The sequence below is a fragment of the Burkholderia sp. NFPP32 genome (assembly GCF_900119325.1).
Classification (GTDB): domain Bacteria; phylum Pseudomonadota; class Gammaproteobacteria; order Burkholderiales; family Burkholderiaceae; genus Burkholderia; species Burkholderia pyrrocinia_C.
This window is the reverse complement of the sequence record NZ_FPJP01000047.1, coordinates 1-18247: the sequence shown is the minus strand read 5'-3', so window position 1 is coordinate 18247 and position 18247 is coordinate 1. Positions and strand designations below refer to the sequence as shown.

The window sequence follows — 18247 nt, the reverse complement described above, 5'->3', positions numbered from 1 at the left end:
TCGCTCCGATCGCGATGGAAGAAGGTCTGCGCTTCGCAATCCGCGAAGGCGGCCGTACCGTCGGCGCCGGCGTCGTCGCCAAGATCATCGAGTAAGCCAGTTATTCGTTGATCGACAGTTTTGGGGCTGGCAGTAGCCGGCCCCAGCATGGTTTAGGGGTATAGCTCAACTGGCAGAGCGTCGGTCTCCAAAACCGAAGGTTGGGGGTTCGATTCCCTCTGCCCCTGCCAAAAAATAGCCACGTGTCCTACGTGGCATTTGTTTTAAGGTGTTATGGCGAATCCATCCGTCGAAACTGTAAATACCTCCGGCGATAAGCTAGTGCTGGCCCTGGGCGTATTGCTGGTGTTGGCCGGATTCGTGGGCTTCTTCTGGCTGGCCAATCAGCAGTGGTATGTCCGCGGTGCCGCGTTGGCGGTAGGTATCATCGCTGGCGTGGCCGTCGGGCTGATGTCCGCACCTGGCAAGAGCCTCATCGCGTTTGCCAAGGATTCGTACAAGGAAGTCCGGAAGGTCGTTTGGCCCACCCGCAAGGAAGCAACGCAAACAACACTCGTCGTGTTCGGTTTCGTGCTCGTGATGGCGATTTTCCTCTGGTTGAGTGACAAATCGATCGAGTGGGTAATTTTCTCGGCGATTCTGGGTTGGAAATGATATGAGCGATACTCCGGCATCCCCGAGCGGAAAACGTTGGTACGTCGTGCACGCCTACTCCGGTATGGAGAAGAGCGTGCAACGTGCGCTTCAGGAGCGCATCGAACGTGCTGGCATGCAGGACAAATTCGGTCAGATCCTGGTTCCGACCGAAGAAGTGGTCGAAGTCAAAGGCGGCCACAAGGCTGTGACCGAGCGTCGTTTCTTCCCCGGCTACGTGCTGGTGGAAATGGAAATGACGGACGAAACGTGGCACCTCGTGAAGAACACCGCGAAGGTCACCGGCTTCGTCGGCGGTGCGCGTAACCGCCCGACCCCGATTTCCCCGAAGGAAGTCGAGAAGATCATGTCGCAGATGCAGGAAGGCGTCGAAAAGCCGCGCCCGAAGACCCTGTTCGAAGTTGGCGAGATGGTGCGTGTCAAGGAAGGCCCGTTCACGGACTTCAACGGCACCGTCGAAGAAGTCAACTACGAAAAATCGCGCGTGCGTGTGTCGGTCACCATCTTTGGCCGCTCAACCCCGGTTGAACTCGAGTTCGGCCAGGTCGAAAAAGTTTGATCCCGATTCGGTGGGCAGCCTCGGCTGCCCACCTTCGCGCTTACGGCCCGCGTTACGGCCGTTGAGGAGCGTCAGTAGCCAGCGGCGAAAGCGCGTTATCACTCACCGAACGCCGCCTGGCGTTCCAACGAGGTTTTCAAATGGCAAAGAAGATTGTCGGCTTTATCAAGCTGCAGATCCCTGCAGGTAAAGCCAACCCGTCGCCGCCGGTCGGTCCGGCACTGGGCCAGCGCGGCCTGAACATCATGGAGTTCTGCAAGGCGTTCAACGCGCAGACTCAAGGCATGGAGCCGGGTCTGCCGGTGCCGGTGGTCATCACGGCATTCGCTGACAAGAGCTTCACGTTCGTGATGAAGACGCCGCCGGCGACCGTCCTGATCAAGAAGGCGGCGAAGGTGGACAAGGGCTCGAGCAAGCCGCATACCGACAAGGTCGGTTCGATCACGCGCGCTCAAGCCGAAGAAATCGCGAAGACCAAGATGCCGGACCTTACGGCAGCTGATCTGGACGCAGCCGTTCGCACCATCGCTGGTAGCGCACGCTCGATGGGCATCACTGTGGAGGGCGTGTAAATGGCTAAGATCTCCAAGCGCCGTCAGGCATTTGCCGCCAAGGTTGATCGCCAGAAGCTGTACGCGATCGAAGACGCACTGAGCCTCGTGAAGGAATGCGCGAGCGCGAAGTTCGACGAGTCGATCGACGTCGCAGTCCAGCTCGGCATCGATGCAAAGAAGTCGGACCAGGTCGTTCGTGGTTCGGTCGTTCTGCCGGCCGGTACGGGCAAGTCGGTTCGCGTTGCCGTGTTCGCGCAAGGCGAGAAGGCCGAGCAGGCTCGTGCTGCAGGCGCGGAAATCGTCGGTATGGAAGACCTGGCTGAGCAGATCAAGGCTGGCCAGATGGACTTCGACATCGTGATCGCTTCGCCGGACACGATGCGTATCGTCGGTACGCTCGGCCAGATCCTCGGCCCGCGCGGCCTGATGCCGAACCCGAAGGTCGGTACGGTCACGCCGGACGTCGCAACCGCCGTCAAGAACGCGAAGGCTGGTCAGGTGCAATTCCGTGTCGACAAGGCCGGTATCATCCACGCGACCATCGGCCGTGCATCGTTCGAGCCGACCGCACTGCGTTCGAACCTGTCGGCGCTGATCGAAGCGCTGCAGAAGGCAAAGCCGGCAACGAGCAAGGGCGTGTACCTGCGCAAGATCGCACTGTCGAGCACGATGGGCGTCGGCGTGCGTGTCGACCAGGCTACGCTGGCAGCACAGTAAGCAAGTATTCAGGCCGCTTCGCTTGCGAAGCGGCCTTCATGGGCTTTGGGCGGTTGTTCGTGCAGCAAGGCGGGCAACCGGTTATCAAAGACCGTTGGTGGGACGCAGCAGGCAGGCGATCCCTTAATTCAAGCCAACGCAGATGGCGAACCCGAAAAAGTTTTGCAGTGGTGAAGCCGCAGGCCGTGAAGCGATTCGCGGCGTGAGGTGGAAATACTCCTAACGAGGTCGGACGCCGTTGTTGAACGAGGTACGTGAGGTTTCGTGCCGAACGTATCGTTTCTGGAGGCTAACCGTGCCGCTTAATAGAGAAGACAAGCAAGCCGTCGTAGCTGAGGTTTCCGCGCAAGTCGCGAAGGCCCAGACCGTTGTGCTGGCTGAGTATCGTGGAATTGCGGTTGGCGATCTGACCAAGCTGCGCGCGCAAGCGCGTGAGCAACAGGTTTACCTGCGCGTGTTGAAGAACACGCTGGCGCGTCGCGCTGTCGAAGGTACGCCGTTTGCTCCGCTGGCAGAGCAGATGACTGGTCCGCTGATCTACGGCATCTCGGAAGATGCAATTGCTGCTGCTAAGGTCGTCAACGACTTCAGCAAGAGCAATGACAAGTTGGTCATCAAGGCTGGTTCGTTCGATGGCAAGGTGATGGACAAGGCTGGCGTGCAAGCGCTGGCAAGCATCCCGAGCCGCGAAGAACTGCTCTCGAAGCTGCTGTTCGTTATGCAATCGCCTGTTTCGGGCTTCGCGCGTGCTCTGGCCGCGCTGGCCGAGAAGAAGCAAGCGGAAGCTGCGTAATCGAACGTGCATCAGCGTCATTGATCGCTGGCTGTATCCGAATTCAATTTAGGAGTATTTCAAATGGCAATCGCAAAAGAAGACATCCTGGCAGCAGTCGAAGGGATGACCGTTCTGGAACTGAACGAACTGGTCAAGGCGTTCGAAGAGAAGTTTGGCGTGTCGGCAGCTGCAGTGGCAGTCGCTGGCCCGGCAGGCGGCGGCGCTGCTGCTGCTGCTGAAGAGAAGACCGAGTTCACGGTCGTTCTGGCTGAAGCAGGCGGCAACAAGGTTGCAGTCATCAAGGCAGTTCGCGAACTGACGGGCCTGGGCCTGAAGGAAGCGAAGGACCTGGTTGACGGCGCACCGAAGGCTGTCAAGGAAGGCGTCGACAAGGCTGCATCGGAAGAAGCCAAGAAGAAGCTGGAAGACGCAGGCGCGAAGGTCGAAATCAAGTAAGTTTCGACGCGCTGTGCGAAGGCTGGCGGTATTTTCACCGCCGGCCTTTTTGTGCTTTGTGGGGACGTTATTCTGGCACTCATTCGGGAGCCCGAATAATCGGCCCCAGAAGCCAAAGAAAACCGTCTAATCGTTGTCATTGGTCACGATTGGCGTTTCTCTTTGTCTTCTGAAGCGACTGCAGAAGGCAAGTTTGGTCGGGTAGCGGGCAACACAGGCATCCGCTGCCGTCAGCCAGCGGTTGGTAGCGGCCAACCACCAAGCTTCTCGGCTCGTTCAAGCCGTCGGACGGCCATCGGGTCTCAGTCGGTGAACACTCGGGTTTGAAACGTCCAGGTATTCCGCCTCGATAGCACCCGCCGTGATTCGGAGATCGTATGCAATATTCCTTCACCGAGAAGAAGCGCATTCGCAAGAGTTTCGCGAAGCGCCCCATCGTTCACCAAGTTCCTTTCTTGCTGGCTACCCAGCTTGAATCATTCAGCACGTTTCTGCAAGCCGATGTGCTCGCGACGCAACGCAAGCCTGAAGGTTTGCAGGCCGCGTTCACATCGGTATTTCCCATTGTTTCGCACAACGGCTTCGCGCGCCTCGAGTTCGTGAGCTATGCGCTGTCCGCGCCGGCATTCAACATCAAGGAATGCCAGCAGCGCGGCCTGACGTACTGCTCCGCGCTGCGCGCGAAGGTCCGCCTCGTCATCCTCGACAAGGAATCGCCGAACAAGCCGGTCGTCAAGGAAGTGAAGGAGCAGGAAGTGTACATGGGCGAACTTCCGCTCATGACGCCGACGGGCTCGTTCGTCATCAACGGCACCGAGCGTGTCATCGTCTCGCAGCTGCACCGTTCGCCGGGCGTGTTCTTCGAACACGACAAGGGCAAGACGCACAGCTCGGGCAAGCTGCTGTTCTCGGCACGGATCATTCCGTACCGCGGCTCGTGGCTCGACTTCGAATTCGATCCGAAGGACATCCTGTACTTCCGCGTCGACCGTCGCCGCAAGATGCCGGTCACGATCCTGCTGAAGGCCATCGGCCTGACGCCGGAACAGATCCTCGCGAACTTCTTCGTGTTCGACAACTTCACGCTGATGGTCGAAGGCGCGCAACTCGAGTTCGTGCCCGAGCGTCTGCGTGGCGAAGTCGCGCGTTTCGACATCACGGATCGCGATGGCAAGGTCATCGTCCAGAAGGACAAGCGGATCAACGCGAAGCACATTCGCGACCTCGAAGCCGCGAAGACCAAGTTCATCTCGGTGCCGGAAGACTATCTGCTCGGCCGCGTGCTGGCGAAGAACGTCGTCGACGGTGATACCGGCGAAGTGATCGCGAGCGCGAACGACGAAGTCACGGAAAGCGTGCTCGAGAAGCTGCGCGAAGCGGGCATCAAGGACATCCAGACGCTCTACACGAACGATCTGGACCAGGGTCCGTACATCTCGTCGACGCTGCGTGTCGACGAAACGACCGACAGGACGGCCGCGCGCATCGCGATCTACCGCATGATGCGTCCGGGTGAGCCGCCGACCGAAGAAGCGGTCGAGGCACTGTTCAACCGTCTGTTCTACAGCGAAGAAGCGTATGACCTGTCGAAGGTCGGCCGCATGAAGTTCAACCGCCGCGTCAGCCGTGACGAGATCACCGGTCCGATGACGCTGCAGGACGACGACATCCTCGCGACGATCAAGATCCTCGTCGAGCTGCGCAACGGCAAGGGCGAAGTGGACGACATCGACCACCTCGGCAACCGTCGCGTGCGTTGCGTCGGCGAACTGGCGGAAAACCAGTTCCGCGCCGGTCTCGTGCGCGTCGAGCGCGCGGTCAAGGAACGCCTCGGCCAGGCCGAAAGCGAAAACCTGATGCCGCACGACCTGATCAACTCGAAGCCGATTTCGTCGGCAATTCGCGAGTTCTTCGGTTCGTCGCAGCTTTCGCAGTTCATGGACCAGACCAACCCGCTGTCGGAAATCACGCACAAGCGCCGTGTTTCCGCACTGGGCCCGGGCGGTCTGACGCGCGAGCGTGCAGGCTTCGAAGTCCGCGACGTGCACCCGACCCACTACGGCCGCGTGTGCCCGATCGAAACGCCGGAAGGTCCGAACATCGGCCTGATCAACTCGCTCGCGCTGTACGCGCACCTGAACGAGTACGGCTTCCTCGAGACGCCGTACCGCAAGGTCGTGGACAGCAAGGTGACCGACCAGATCGACTACCTGTCGGCGATCGAGGAAGGCCGCTACATGATCGCGCAGGCGAACGCCGCGATCGACGAGAACGGCACGCTGATCGACGAACTCGTGTCGTCGCGCGAAGCCGGCGAAACGATGATGGTCACGCCGGACCGCATCCAGTACATGGACGTCGCGCCGTCGCAGATCGTGTCGGTCGCAGCCTCGCTGATCCCGTTCCTCGAGCACGACGATGCGAACCGTGCACTGATGGGCTCGAACATGCAGCGTCAGGCCGTGCCGTGTCTGCGTCCGGAAAAGCCGGTCGTCGGTACGGGCATCGAGCGCACCTGCGCGGTCGACTCGGGCACGACGGTTCAGGCGTTCCGCGGCGGCGTCGTCGACTATGTCGACGCAGGCCGTATCGTGATTCGCGTGAACGACGACGAAGCAGTCGCAGGTGAAGTCGGTGTCGACATCTATAACCTGATCAAGTACACGCGTTCGAACCAGAACACGAACATCAACCAGCGTCCGATCGTGAAGATGGGCGACAAGGTCTCGCGCGGCGACGTGCTGGCCGACGGCGCCTCGACGGACCTGGGCGAGCTCGCGCTCGGCCAGAACATGCTGATCGCGTTCATGCCGTGGAACGGCTACAACTTCGAGGATTCGATCCTGATCTCGGAGAAGGTCGTGGCCGACGATCGCTACACGTCGATCCACATCGAAGAGCTGAACGTCGTTGCACGCGACACGAAGCTCGGGCCGGAAGAAATCACGCGCGACATCTCGAACCTGGCGGAAGTCCAGCTCGGCCGTCTCGACGAATCGGGCATCGTGTACATCGGTGCTGAAGTCGAAGCGGGCGACGTGCTGGTCGGCAAGGTCACGCCGAAGGGCGAGACCCAGCTGACGCCGGAAGAGAAGCTGCTGCGCGCGATCTTCGGCGAGAAGGCCTCGGACGTGAAGGACACGTCGCTGCGCGTGCCGTCGGGCATGAGCGGTACCGTGATCGACGTCCAGGTGTTCACGCGTGAAGGCATCCAGCGCGACAAGCGTGCGCAACAGATCATCGACGACGAACTGAAGCGCTACCGTCTCGACTTGAACGACCAGCTCCGCATCGTGGAAGGCGACGCGTTCCAGCGTCTCGCGCGCATGCTCGTGGGCAAGGTCGCGAACGGCGGTCCGAAGAAGCTCGCGAAGGGCACGAAGATCGACCAGGCTTACCTGGAAGACCTCGACCACTACCACTGGTTCGACATCCGCCTGGCGGACGACGAAGCAGCGGCGCAGCTCGAAGCGATCAAGAACTCGATCGAGGAAAAGCGTCACCAGTTCGACCTCGCGTTCGAAGAGAAGCGCAAGAAGCTCACGCAAGGCGACGAACTGCCGCCGGGCGTGCTGAAGATGGTCAAGGTGTACCTCGCGGTGAAGCGCCGTCTGCAGCCTGGCGACAAGATGGCCGGCCGTCACGGTAACAAGGGTGTCGTGTCGAAGATCGTCCCGATCGAAGACATGCCGTACATGGCCGACGGCCGTCCGGCAGACGTCGTGCTGAACCCGCTCGGCGTGCCGTCGCGGATGAACGTGGGTCAGGTTCTGGAAGTGCACCTCGGCTGGGCCGCGAAGGGCCTCGGCTGGCGTATCGGCGAAATGCTGCAGCGTCAGGCGAAGATCGAGGAACTGCGCGTGTTCCTGACGAAGATCTACAACGAGTCGGGCCGCCAGGAAGATCTGGAAAGCTTCACCGACGACGAGATCCTCGAACTCGCAAAGAACCTGCGCGAAGGCGTGCCGTTCGCAACGCCGGTGTTCGACGGTGCGACCGAGGAAGAAATGGGCAAGATGCTCGACCTCGCGTTCCCGGACGACATCGCGGAACAGCTCGGCATGAACCCGTCGAAGAACCAGGTCCGTCTGTACGACGGCCGCACGGGTGAAATGTTCGAACGTCGCGTGACGCTTGGCTACATGCACTACCTGAAGCTGCACCACTTGGTCGACGACAAGATGCACGCGCGTTCGACCGGTCCGTACTCGCTCGTCACGCAGCAGCCGCTGGGTGGTAAGGCGCAGTTCGGTGGCCAGCGTTTCGGTGAAATGGAAGTGTGGGCACTCGAAGCGTACGGCGCGTCCTACGTGCTGCAGGAAATGCTGACGGTGAAGTCGGACGACGTGACCGGCCGGACGAAGGTGTACGAAAACCTGGTCAAGGGCGATCACGTGATCGATGCAGGCATGCCGGAATCCTTCAACGTGCTCGTGAAGGAAATCCGCTCGCTCGGTATCGATATCGATCTCGACCGCAATTAATCGGACTACGGAGAGAAAGCAATGAAAGCTCTGCTCGATCTATTCAAGCAAGTCCAACAGGAAGAAGTTTTCGACGCGATCAAGATCGGTCTGGCTTCGCCTGACAAGATCCGTTCGTGGTCGTTCGGCGAAGTGAAGAAGCCGGAGACCATCAACTACCGTACGTTCAAGCCGGAACGCGATGGTCTCTTCTGCGCGAAGATCTTCGGGCCGATCAAGGACTACGAGTGCCTGTGCGGCAAGTACAAGCGTCTGAAGCATCGCGGCGTGATCTGCGAGAAGTGCGGCGTCGAAGTGACGCTGGCGAAGGTGCGCCGCGAGCGCATGGGCCACATCGAACTGGCCTCGCCGGTCGCGCACATCTGGTTCCTGAAGTCGCTGCCGTCGCGTCTGGGCATGGTGCTCGACATGACGCTGCGCGACATCGAACGCGTGCTGTACTTCGAAGCGTACGTGGTGATCGAACCGGGCATGACGCCGCTGAAGGCGCGGCAGATCATGACCGAAGAGGATTACTACAACAAGGTCGAGGAATACGGCGACGAATTCCGTGCCGAGATGGGCGCGGAAGGCGTGCGTGAACTGCTGCGCGCGATCAACATCGACGAGCAGGTCGAGACGCTGCGCACCGAGCTGAAGAACACCGGCTCGGAAGCGAAGATCAAGAAGTACGCGAAGCGCCTGAAGGTCCTCGAGGCATTCCAGCGCTCGGGCATCAAGCCCGAGTGGATGATCCTCGAAGTGCTGCCGGTGCTGCCGCCGGAACTGCGTCCGCTCGTGCCGCTGGACGGCGGCCGTTTCGCGACGTCGGACCTGAACGACCTGTATCGCCGCGTGATCAACCGTAACAACCGGTTGAAGCGCCTGCTCGAGCTGAAGGCGCCTGAAATCATCGTCCGCAACGAAAAGCGGATGCTGCAGGAAGCCGTCGACTCGCTGCTCGACAACGGTCGTCGCGGCAAGGCGATGACGGGCGCGAACAAGCGTCCGCTGAAGTCGCTCGCCGACATGATCAAGGGCAAGGGCGGTCGTTTCCGTCAGAACCTGCTGGGCAAGCGCGTCGACTACTCGGGCCGTTCGGTCATCGTGGTCGGCCCGACGCTGAAGCTGCACCAGTGCGGTCTGCCGAAGCTGATGGCGCTCGAGCTGTTCAAGCCGTTCATCTTCAACAAGCTGGAAGTGATGGGCGTCGCGACGACCATCAAGGCTGCGAAGAAGGAAGTCGAGAACCAGACGCCGGTGGTGTGGGACATCCTCGAAGAGGTGATCCGCGAGCACCCGGTGATGCTGAACCGTGCGCCGACGCTGCACCGTCTCGGTATCCAGGCGTTCGAGCCCGTGCTGATCGAAGGCAAGGCGATCCAGCTGCACCCGCTCGTCTGCGCGGCGTTCAACGCCGACTTCGACGGTGACCAGATGGCCGTCCACGTGCCGCTGTCGCTCGAAGCGCAGATGGAAGCGCGCACGCTGATGCTGGCGTCGAACAACGTGCTGTTCCCGGCCAACGGCGATCCGTCGATCGTGCCGTCGCAGGATATCGTGCTGGGTCTGTACTACGCGACCCGCGAAGCGATCAACGGCAAGGGCGAAGGCCTGTCGTTCACGGGCGTGTCGGAAGTGATCCGCGCGTACGAGAACAAGGAAGTCGAACTGGCATCGCGCGTCAACGTGCGGATCACCGAAATGGTCCACAACGAAGACAAGTCGGAAGGCGCACCGGCATTCGTGCCGAAGATCTCGCTGTACGCGACGACCGTCGGTCGCGCGATCCTGTCGGAGATCCTGCCGCACGGCCTGCCGTTCTCGGTGCTGAACAAGCCGCTGAAGAAGAAGGAAATCTCGCGCCTGATCAACACGGCGTTCCGCAAGTGCGGTCTGCGCGCGACGGTGGTGTTCGCCGACCAGCTGATGCAGTCGGGTTTCCGACTCGCGACGCGCGCCGGCATTTCGATCTGCGTGGACGACATGCTCGTGCCGCCGCAGAAGGAAACGATCGTCGGCGACGCCGCGAAGAAGGTGAAGGAATACGACCGCCAGTACATGTCGGGTCTCGTCACCGCGCAGGAACGCTACAACAACGTGGTCGACATCTGGTCGGCGACGTCGGAAGCGGTCGGCAAGGCGATGATGGAGCAGCTGTCGACGGAGCCGGTGACGGACCGCGACGGCAACGAGACGCGCCAGGAGTCGTTCAACTCGATCTACATGATGGCCGACTCGGGCGCCCGGGGTTCGGCGGTGCAGATTCGTCAGCTGGCCGGTATGCGTGGCCTGATGGCGAAGCCGGACGGCTCGATTATCGAGACGCCGATTACCGCGAACTTCCGCGAAGGCCTGAACGTGTTGCAGTACTTCATCTCGACCCACGGTGCACGTAAGGGTCTGGCTGATACGGCACTGAAGACCGCGAACTCGGGTTACCTGACGCGTCGTCTGGTCGACGTCACGCAGGATCTGGTCGTGGTGGAAGACGATTGCGGCACGTCGAACGGCGTCGCGATGAAGGCGCTGGTCGAAGGCGGTGAAGTCGTCGAAGCGCTGCGCGACCGTATCCTCGGCCGCGTCGCGGTCGCGGACGTCGTGAATCCGGAAACGCAGGAAACGCTGTACGAATCGGGCACGCTGCTCGACGAAACGGCGGTCGAGGAAATCGAACGCCTCGGCATCGACGAAGTGCGCGTGCGCACGCCGCTGACCTGCGAAACGCGTTACGGCCTGTGTGCAGCCTGCTACGGCCGCGACCTCGGCCGCGGCTCGCTCGTGAACGTCGGCGAAGCAGTCGGCGTGATCGCGGCACAGTCGATCGGTGAACCGGGCACGCAGCTGACGATGCGTACGTTCCACATCGGTGGTGCGGCATCGCGTGCGGCAGTGGCCTCGTCGGTCGAAGCGAAGAGCAACGGTATCGTGCGCTTCACGGCGACGATGCGCTACGTCACGAACGCGAAGGGCGAGCAGATCGTCATTTCCCGATCGGGCGAAGCGATGATCACCGACGACTTCGGTCGCGAGCGCGAGCGTCACAAAGTGCCGTACGGCGCGACGCTGCTGCAGCTCGACGGCGCGACCATCAAGGCAGGCACGCAGCTCGCCACGTGGGATCCGCTGACGCGTCCGATCATCACCGAGTACGGTGGTACGGTGAAGTTCGAGAACGTCGAGGAAGGCGTGACGGTCGCGAAGCAGATCGACGACGTGACCGGCCTGTCGACGCTGGTCGTGATCGACGTGAAGCGTCGCGGTTCGCAGGCTTCGAAGAGCGTGCGTCCGCAGGTGAAGCTGCTCGACGCAAACGGCGAAGAAGTGAAGATTCCGGGCACGGAACACGCGGTGCAGATCGGCTTCCAGGTCGGCGCACTGATTACCGTGAAGGATGGCCAGCAGGTGCAGGTCGGTGAAGTGCTCGCACGTATCCCGACCGAAGCGCAGAAGACGCGTGACATTACCGGCGGTCTGCCGCGGGTGGCGGAACTGTTCGAAGCGCGTTCGCCGAAGGATGCCGGCATTCTCGCGGAAGTCACCGGTACGACGTCGTTCGGTAAGGACACGAAGGGCAAGCAGCGTCTCGTCATCACGGATCTCGAGGGCAACCAGCACGAGTTCCTGATCGCGAAGGAAAAGCAGGTGCTGGTCCACGATGCTCAGGTCGTCAACAAGGGCGAAATGATCGTGGACGGTCCGGCCGATCCGCACGACATCCTGCGTCTGCAGGGTATCGAGGCGCTGTCGCGCTACATCGTCGACGAAGTGCAGGACGTGTACCGTCTGCAGGGCGTGAAGATCAACGACAAGCACATCGAGGTGATCGTTCGCCAGATGCTGCGTCGTGTGCAGATCACCGACAACGGCGATACGCGCTTCATCCCGGGCGAACAGGTCGAACGTTCCGACATGCTGGACGAGAACGATCGCATGATCGCCGAGGACAAGCGTCCGGCTTCGTACGACAACGTGCTGCTCGGTATCACGAAGGCGTCGCTGTCGACCGACTCGTTCATCTCGGCGGCGTCGTTCCAGGAAACGACCCGCGTGCTGACCGAAGCGGCGATCATGGGCAAGCGCGACGATCTGCGCGGCCTGAAGGAAAACGTGATCGTCGGCCGTCTGATTCCGGCCGGTACGGGTCTCGCGTTCCACAAGGCACGCAAGGCGAAGGAATCGTCGGATCGCGAGCGTTTCGACCAGATCGCGGCAGAAGAGGCGTTCGATTTCGGCACGCCGAGCACGCCTGCTGCGGAAGAGCCGCAACAGCACCCGGCAGCCGAATAAGCGCGGGCGGCGCGAGCCGCCTCGCCTCGCTGTCATCGAAACCGCCCGGTTTTGCCGGGCGGTTTTTTTTATCCGTCGTTCACGCGCATGACGCGCTTGCGCATCGCCGGCACCAGCTGCCTGCGAGCGGCGCTCCACATGGCTGCAGGTGCTGTCGCAGGCATCGTGATCGCTTGCGGCGCGGCCGAGGCAGGCCCGTCATGCGCGCGAACGAACCCTGTCCGATCGGCCAACGTTGCACGATTCGCCACGCGTCGCGCGAGCGGGTTGTTAAAATTGCGGTCATCCTTCCGCCGTCCTCGTTCTCACTCATGTCCCGCGCCCTCGAAATTCTCGACGAAGTCTTTGGTTATTCCGCATTTCGCGGCCAGCAGGGCGAGATCGTCGAGCACGTCGCCGGCGGCGGCGATTGCCTCGTGCTGATGCCGACCGGTGGCGGCAAGTCGCTGTGCTACCAGATCCCGGCGCTGCTGCGCCGCGAGACCGGGCAGGGCGCCGGCATCGTCGTGTCGCCGCTGATCGCGCTGATGCAGGACCAGGTCGCCGCGCTGCGCGAAGTCGGCGTGCGCGCGGCCTACCTGAATTCGACGCTGTCGGGCGCCGAGGCCGCGGCGACCGAGCGCGCGCTGCGCGAGGGCGAGATCGACCTGCTGTATGTCGCACCTGAACGGCTGATGACGGGGCGTTTCCTCGAGTTGCTCGAGCGCGCGAAGATCGGCCTGTTCGCGATCGACGAAGCGCACTGCGTGTCGCAATGGGGGCACGATTTCCGTCCGGAATACATCCAGTTGTCGGTGCTGCACGAGCGGTTTCCGTCGGTGCCGCGCATCGCGCTGACCGCCACGGCCGATGCGATCACGCGCGACGAGATCATCCATCGTCTCGCGCTCGACGACGCACGCGTGTTCATATCGAGCTTCGATCGCCCGAACATCCGCTACCGGATCGTCGAAAAGGACAACGCGCGTTCGCAACTGCTCGACTTCATCCGCGCCGAACACACGAATGCCGACGGCACGACCGATGCGGGCGTCGTTTATTGCCTGTCGCGCCGCAAGGTAGAGGAGACGGCCGAGTGGCTGAAGGCGCAGGGCGTGCGCGCGCTGCCGTATCACGCGGGGATGGAGTTCGAGGTGCGGCAGAAGCACCAGGAAATGTTCCAGCGCGAGGAGGGCATCGTGATGTGCGCGACGATCGCGTTCGGCATGGGCATCGACAAACCCGACGTGCGCTTCGTCGCGCACCTGGATCTGCCGAAGAGCGTCGAAGGCTATTACCAGGAAACCGGTCGCGCGGGCCGCGACGGGATGCCCGCGAATGCGTGGATGGCGTACGGCCTCGGCGACGTCGTCCAGCAGCGCAAGATGATCGACGAGTCCGACGCGGACGACGCGCACAAGCGCGTGCAGACGTCGAAGCTCGACGCGCTGCTCGGGCTGTGCGAGACGATCTCGTGCCGCCGCGTGCGGCTGCTGAACTACTTCGGCGAGGCGAGCCAGCCGTGCGGCAACTGCGACACGTGCCTCGAGCCGCCCGATTCGTGGGACGCGACGCGCGAGGCGCAGATGGCGCTGTCGTGCGTGTTTCGCGCGCAGCGTTCGAGCGGCTTCAATTTCGGTTCGAGCCATCTGATCGAAATCCTGCGCGGCGGGCGCACCGAGAAGGTGCTGCAGCGCGGGCATGACCAGCTCAGCACGTTCGGGATCGGCGCGTCGCTATCCGAGCCCGAGTGGCGCGCGATTTTCCGGCAGCTCGTCGCGTACGGCTACCTGGCGGTCGATCATGGCGGCTTCGGCGCGCTCATGCTGACCGAGGCCGCGAAGCCCGTGTTGAAGAACGAGGAGAAGGTCACGCTGCGCCGCTACGTGAAGCCGCAGCGCACGCGGCAGTCGTCGAGCCGCAGCGGCACGCGCGTCGATCCGACGGCCGGCATGGGCACGCGCGAGCGCGCACGGTGGGATGCGCTGCGCGCGTGGCGCGCGGAAACCGCGAAGACTGACGGCGTGCCGGCCTACGTGATCTTCCACGACGCGACGCTCGCCGAAATCGCGCGCAATGCGCCGGAGACGATCGACGACCTGCGCCATATCCCCGGCATGGGCGTGCGCAAGCTCGAGCGCTTCGGCGACGAGATCATCGACGTCGTCGAATCGGCCTGACACAGGTGTTCAGACCCTTCCTGTAAACCGCGCGGCCTGCCGGCAAATCACGCAAGCCGTTGACTTAGTTGGCATTTCCGGAATATTATGTTGGGTTCCGGTATTCGGTGGGCCGAGTCGCGTACGAAGGTTCGCGTCCGTTTCGCCGGTTCGGAAGTCAACTGTGCGCCGATTCTCGCTTTGCCCGAAATCGGTGTGCAGATTTTGTTCAATTTCAGGAATAAACAATGCCAACCATCAACCAACTGGTTCGCAAAGGCCGTCAGTCGGAAACGACGAAGAGCAAGAGCCCGGCCCTGCAGGACTGCCCCCAGCGTCGCGGCGTGTGCACCCGTGTGTACACGACGACGCCGAAGAAGCCGAACTCGGCACTCCGTAAGGTCGCCAAGGTTCGTCTGACGAACGGCTTCGAAGTGATTTCGTACATCGGCGGTGAAGGCCACAACCTGCAGGAACACTCGGTTGTGCTGATCCGCGGCGGCCGTGTGAAGGACTTGCCGGGTGTGCGTTACCACATGGTTCGCGGCTCGCTGGATACCCAGGGCGTCAAGGACCGTAAGCAAGCGCGCTCGAAGTACGGCGCGAAGCGTGCAAAGGCTGCCAAGTAAGCGGCTTTTGATCAGGGATCGCCTCTGGGCGGTCAAGGCGGGAGTGCCGGATTGCCGGTGCTGTCGAGTAAGTGGTCACCCGGCCAAGCTGGTTAGTCGTGAAGATGTGATCGGGTTTGTTGGTGGCCGCGGAGCTGGATACAGCTCCAACTGAACAAGTAAAGGAAGAATCATGCCGCGTCGTCGCGAAGTCCCCAAGCGGGAAGTGTTGCCGGATCCGAAGTTCGGCAACGTTGATGTAGCCAAGTTCATGAACATGCTGATGCTGTCCGGCAAGAAGTCGGTCGCAGAGCGCATCGTTTATGGCGCATTCGAACAGATCCAGACCAAGGGTGGCAAGGACCCGCTGGAAGTGTTCACGGTTGCGCTCAACAACGTGAAGCCGGTGGTCGAAGTGAAGAGCCGTCGCGTTGGTGGTGCCAACTATCAAGTTCCGGTCGAAGTGCGCCCGTCGCGTCGTATGGCATTGGCGATGCGCTGGCTGCGCGAGGCTGCGAAGAAGCGCAGCGAGAAGTCGATGGCCCTGCGCCTGGCAGGTGAACTCTCCGAAGCGGCCGAAGGCCGTGGCGGCGCGATGAAGAAGCGCGATGAAGTTCACCGCATGGCAGAAGCCAACCGCGCGTTCTCGCATTTCCGTTTCTAAGCGCCTGGCTGGGCTGTTAGCGGAAATAAATTCCGGGCGGGTGCGCTTTTCAGGCGCCTCGCCCGTTTGTGTTGAAGCATGATGCAGCAGGGCTGCATCATGTCATCCCAGTAGAGGATCAAAGTGGCTCGCAAGACTCCTATCGAGCGCTACCGCAATATCGGTATTAGCGCTCACATCGACGCCGGCAAGACGACGACGACCGAGCGCATTCTGTTTTACACCGGTGTGAACCACAAGATCGGTGAAGTTCACGACGGCGCAGCCACGATGGACTGGATGGAGCAGGAACAGGAGCGTGGCATCACGATCACGTCCGCTGCTACCACGGCCTTCTGGAAGGGCATGGGCGGCAACTATCCGGAACACCGCATCAACATCATCGACACCCCGGGGCACGTCGACTTCACGATCGAAGTGGAGCGCTCGATGCGCGTGCTCGACGGCGCGTGCATGGTGTACTGCGCAGTGGGCGGCGTGCAGCCGCAGTCGGAAACGGTGTGGCGCCAGGCGAACAAGTACAAGGTGCCGCGTCTCGCGTTCGTCAACAAGATGGACCGTACCGGCGCGAACTTCTTCAAGGTCTACGACCAGCTCCGTCTGCGCCTGAAGGCGAACCCGGTTCCGGTCGTGGTGCCGATCGGCTCGGAAGAAAACTTCAAGGGCGTCGTCGATCTGATCAAGATGAAGGCGATCATTTGGGACGAAGCGTCGCAAGGCACGAAGTTCGACTACGTCGACATTCCGGCCGAACTCGCCGAGACCTGCAAGGAATGGCGCGAAAAGATGGTCGAGGCGGCTGCTGAAGCCAACGAAGACCTGATGAACAAGTACCTGGAAGAAGGCGATCTGCCGGAAGCCGACATCGTCAAGGCGCTGCGCGACCGTACGATCGCGTGCGAAATCCAGCCGATGCTGTGCGGTACCGCGTTCAAGAACAAGGGCGTGCAGCGCATGCTCGACGCCGTGATCGATTTCCTGCCGTCGCCGGTCGACATCCCGCCGGTCAAGGGCGAACTCGAAAACGGTGATTCCGCAGAGCGCCGTGCAGCGGACGACGAGAAGTTCTCGGCACTCGCGTTCAAGATCATGACCGACCCGTTCGTCGGCCAGCTGATCTTCTTCCGTGTGTACTCGGGCGTGGTGAATTCGGGCGACACGCTGCTGAACTCGACGAAGGACAAGAAGGAACGTCTGGGTCGTATTCTGCAGATGCACGCGAACCAGCGCGAAGAAATCAAGGAAGTGCGCGCAGGCGACATCGCTGCTGCAGTCGGCCTGAAGGAAGCGACCACGGGCGACACGCTGTGCGATCCGGCGAACCCGATCATTCTCGAGCGCATGGTGTTCCCGGAGCCGGTGATCTCGCAGGCTGTCGAGCCGAAGACCAAGGCTGACCAGGAAAAGATGGGCCTCGCGCTGAACCGCCTGGCGCAGGAAGATCCGTCGTTCCGCGTGCAGACCGACGAAGAGTCGGGCCAGACCATCATTTCGGGCATGGGCGAGCTCCACCTCGAAATTCTGGTCGACCGGATGAAGCGTGAATTCGGCGTGGAAGCAACCGTCGGCAAGCCGCAGGTTGCCTACCGCGAGACGATCCGTTCGACGGCGAAGGATGTCGACGGCAAGTTCGTCAAGCAGTCGGGTGGTCGCGGCCAGTACGGTCACGCGGTCATCACGCTCGAGCCGAACGAACAGGGCAAGGGCTACGAGTTCTTCGACGAGATCAAGGGTGGTGTGATTCCGCGTGAATACATCCCGGCGGTCGACAAGGGTATCCAGGACACGCTGAAGTCGGGCGTGCTGGCAGGCTTCCCGGTCGTCGACGTGAAGGTTCACCTGACGTTCGGTTCGTACCACGACGTTGACTCGAACGAAAACGCGTTCCGCATGGCCGGTTCGATGGCGTTCAAGGAAGCGATGCGCAAGGCGAACCCGGTCGTGCTCGAGCCGATGATGGCCGTCGAAGTCGAGACGCCGGAAGACTACATGGGCAACGTGATGGGCGACCTGTCGGGCCGTCGCGGTATCGTCCAGGGCATGGAAGACATGGTTGGCGGCGGCAAGATCGTGCGCGCCGAAGTGCCGCTGTCGGAAATGTTCGGTTATTCGACGTCGCTGCGCTCGCTGACGCAAGGTCGTGCAACGTACACGATGGAGTTCAAGCACTACGCTGAAGCTCCGCGCAACGTTGCCGACGCGATCATCAGCGCGAAGTCGAAGTAAATCTGAAGCTATCAACCGATTATTTTTTGAAAGAAGAGAATCATGGCAAAGGAAAAGTTTGAGCGGACCAAGCCGCACGTGAACGTTGGTACGATTGGTCACGTTGACCACGGCAAGACGACGCTGACGGCAGCGATCACGAC

Annotated in this window: 13 protein-coding genes, 1 tRNA gene and 1 pseudogene; all 15 read left to right on the top strand. The window is 61.6% G+C overall.

What is annotated here, in order from left to right; genetic code table 11:
* Window positions 1-95 (top strand): annotated as a pseudogene (locus tag BT264_RS36355) (elongation factor Tu); the annotation flags it as partial.
* A 59-nt stretch (window positions 96-154) separates the two neighbouring features.
* Window positions 155-230, top strand: a tRNA-Trp gene (locus BT264_RS36350).
* 43 nt (window positions 231-273) lie between these two features.
* A complete protein-coding gene (gene secE, locus BT264_RS36345; RefSeq protein WP_034183753.1) occupies window positions 274-654 on the top strand; it encodes a preprotein translocase subunit SecE in 381 nt (126 codons plus the stop codon).
* 1 nt (window position 655) lies between these two features.
* Entirely contained in the window at window positions 656-1213 is a 558-nt protein-coding gene (gene nusG / locus BT264_RS36340) for a transcription termination/antitermination protein NusG (protein WP_006400672.1), read from the top strand.
* Between the two features lie 140 nt (window positions 1214-1353).
* On the top strand, window positions 1354-1785 hold the full coding sequence (gene rplK / locus BT264_RS36335) for a 50S ribosomal protein L11 (RefSeq protein WP_006753591.1): 432 nt from the start codon (window positions 1354-1356) through the stop codon (window positions 1783-1785).
* A complete protein-coding gene (gene rplA / locus BT264_RS36330) occupies window positions 1786-2484 on the top strand; it encodes a 50S ribosomal protein L1 (RefSeq protein ID WP_006482906.1) in 699 nt (232 codons plus the stop codon).
* A 295-nt stretch (window positions 2485-2779) separates the two neighbouring features.
* A complete protein-coding gene (rplJ, locus tag BT264_RS36325; RefSeq protein WP_027788582.1) occupies window positions 2780-3277 on the top strand; it encodes a 50S ribosomal protein L10 in 498 nt (165 codons plus the stop codon).
* A gap of 63 nt (window positions 3278-3340) precedes the next feature.
* Entirely contained in the window at window positions 3341-3715 is a 375-nt protein-coding gene (gene rplL, locus BT264_RS36320) for a 50S ribosomal protein L7/L12 (protein ID WP_034183755.1), read from the top strand.
* 377 nt (window positions 3716-4092) lie between these two features.
* Window positions 4093-8199: a DNA-directed RNA polymerase subunit beta gene (gene rpoB / locus BT264_RS36315; RefSeq protein ID WP_072445390.1), complete on the top strand. Its 4107-nt coding sequence runs from the start codon at window positions 4093-4095 to the stop codon at window positions 8197-8199.
* A 21-nt stretch (window positions 8200-8220) separates the two neighbouring features.
* Window positions 8221-12468 (top strand): DNA-directed RNA polymerase subunit beta', encoded by a 4248-nt coding sequence (gene rpoC, locus BT264_RS36310; protein ID WP_034183757.1) that lies wholly within the window; start codon window positions 8221-8223, stop codon window positions 12466-12468.
* 311 nt (window positions 12469-12779) lie between these two features.
* Window positions 12780-14627, top strand: a complete 1848-nt coding sequence (gene recQ, locus BT264_RS36305) for a DNA helicase RecQ (RefSeq protein WP_034183758.1) — start codon at window positions 12780-12782, stop codon at window positions 14625-14627.
* Window positions 14628-14854: 227 nt separating this feature from the next.
* Window positions 14855-15235: a 30S ribosomal protein S12 gene (gene rpsL, locus BT264_RS36295; protein ID WP_006400662.1), complete on the top strand. Its 381-nt coding sequence runs from the start codon at window positions 14855-14857 to the stop codon at window positions 15233-15235.
* Between the two features lie 172 nt (window positions 15236-15407).
* Entirely contained in the window at window positions 15408-15878 is a 471-nt protein-coding gene (gene rpsG / locus BT264_RS36290; protein WP_006477195.1) for a 30S ribosomal protein S7, read from the top strand.
* A 123-nt stretch (window positions 15879-16001) separates the two neighbouring features.
* Window positions 16002-18104, top strand: coding sequence for an elongation factor G (fusA, locus tag BT264_RS36285; RefSeq protein ID WP_072445391.1), 2103 nt, complete (start codon window positions 16002-16004; stop codon window positions 18102-18104).
* 42 nt (window positions 18105-18146) lie between these two features.
* A partial coding sequence (locus tag BT264_RS36280; protein WP_031274870.1) for a GTP-binding protein occupies window positions 18147-18247 on the top strand: 101 nt, incomplete at its 3' end.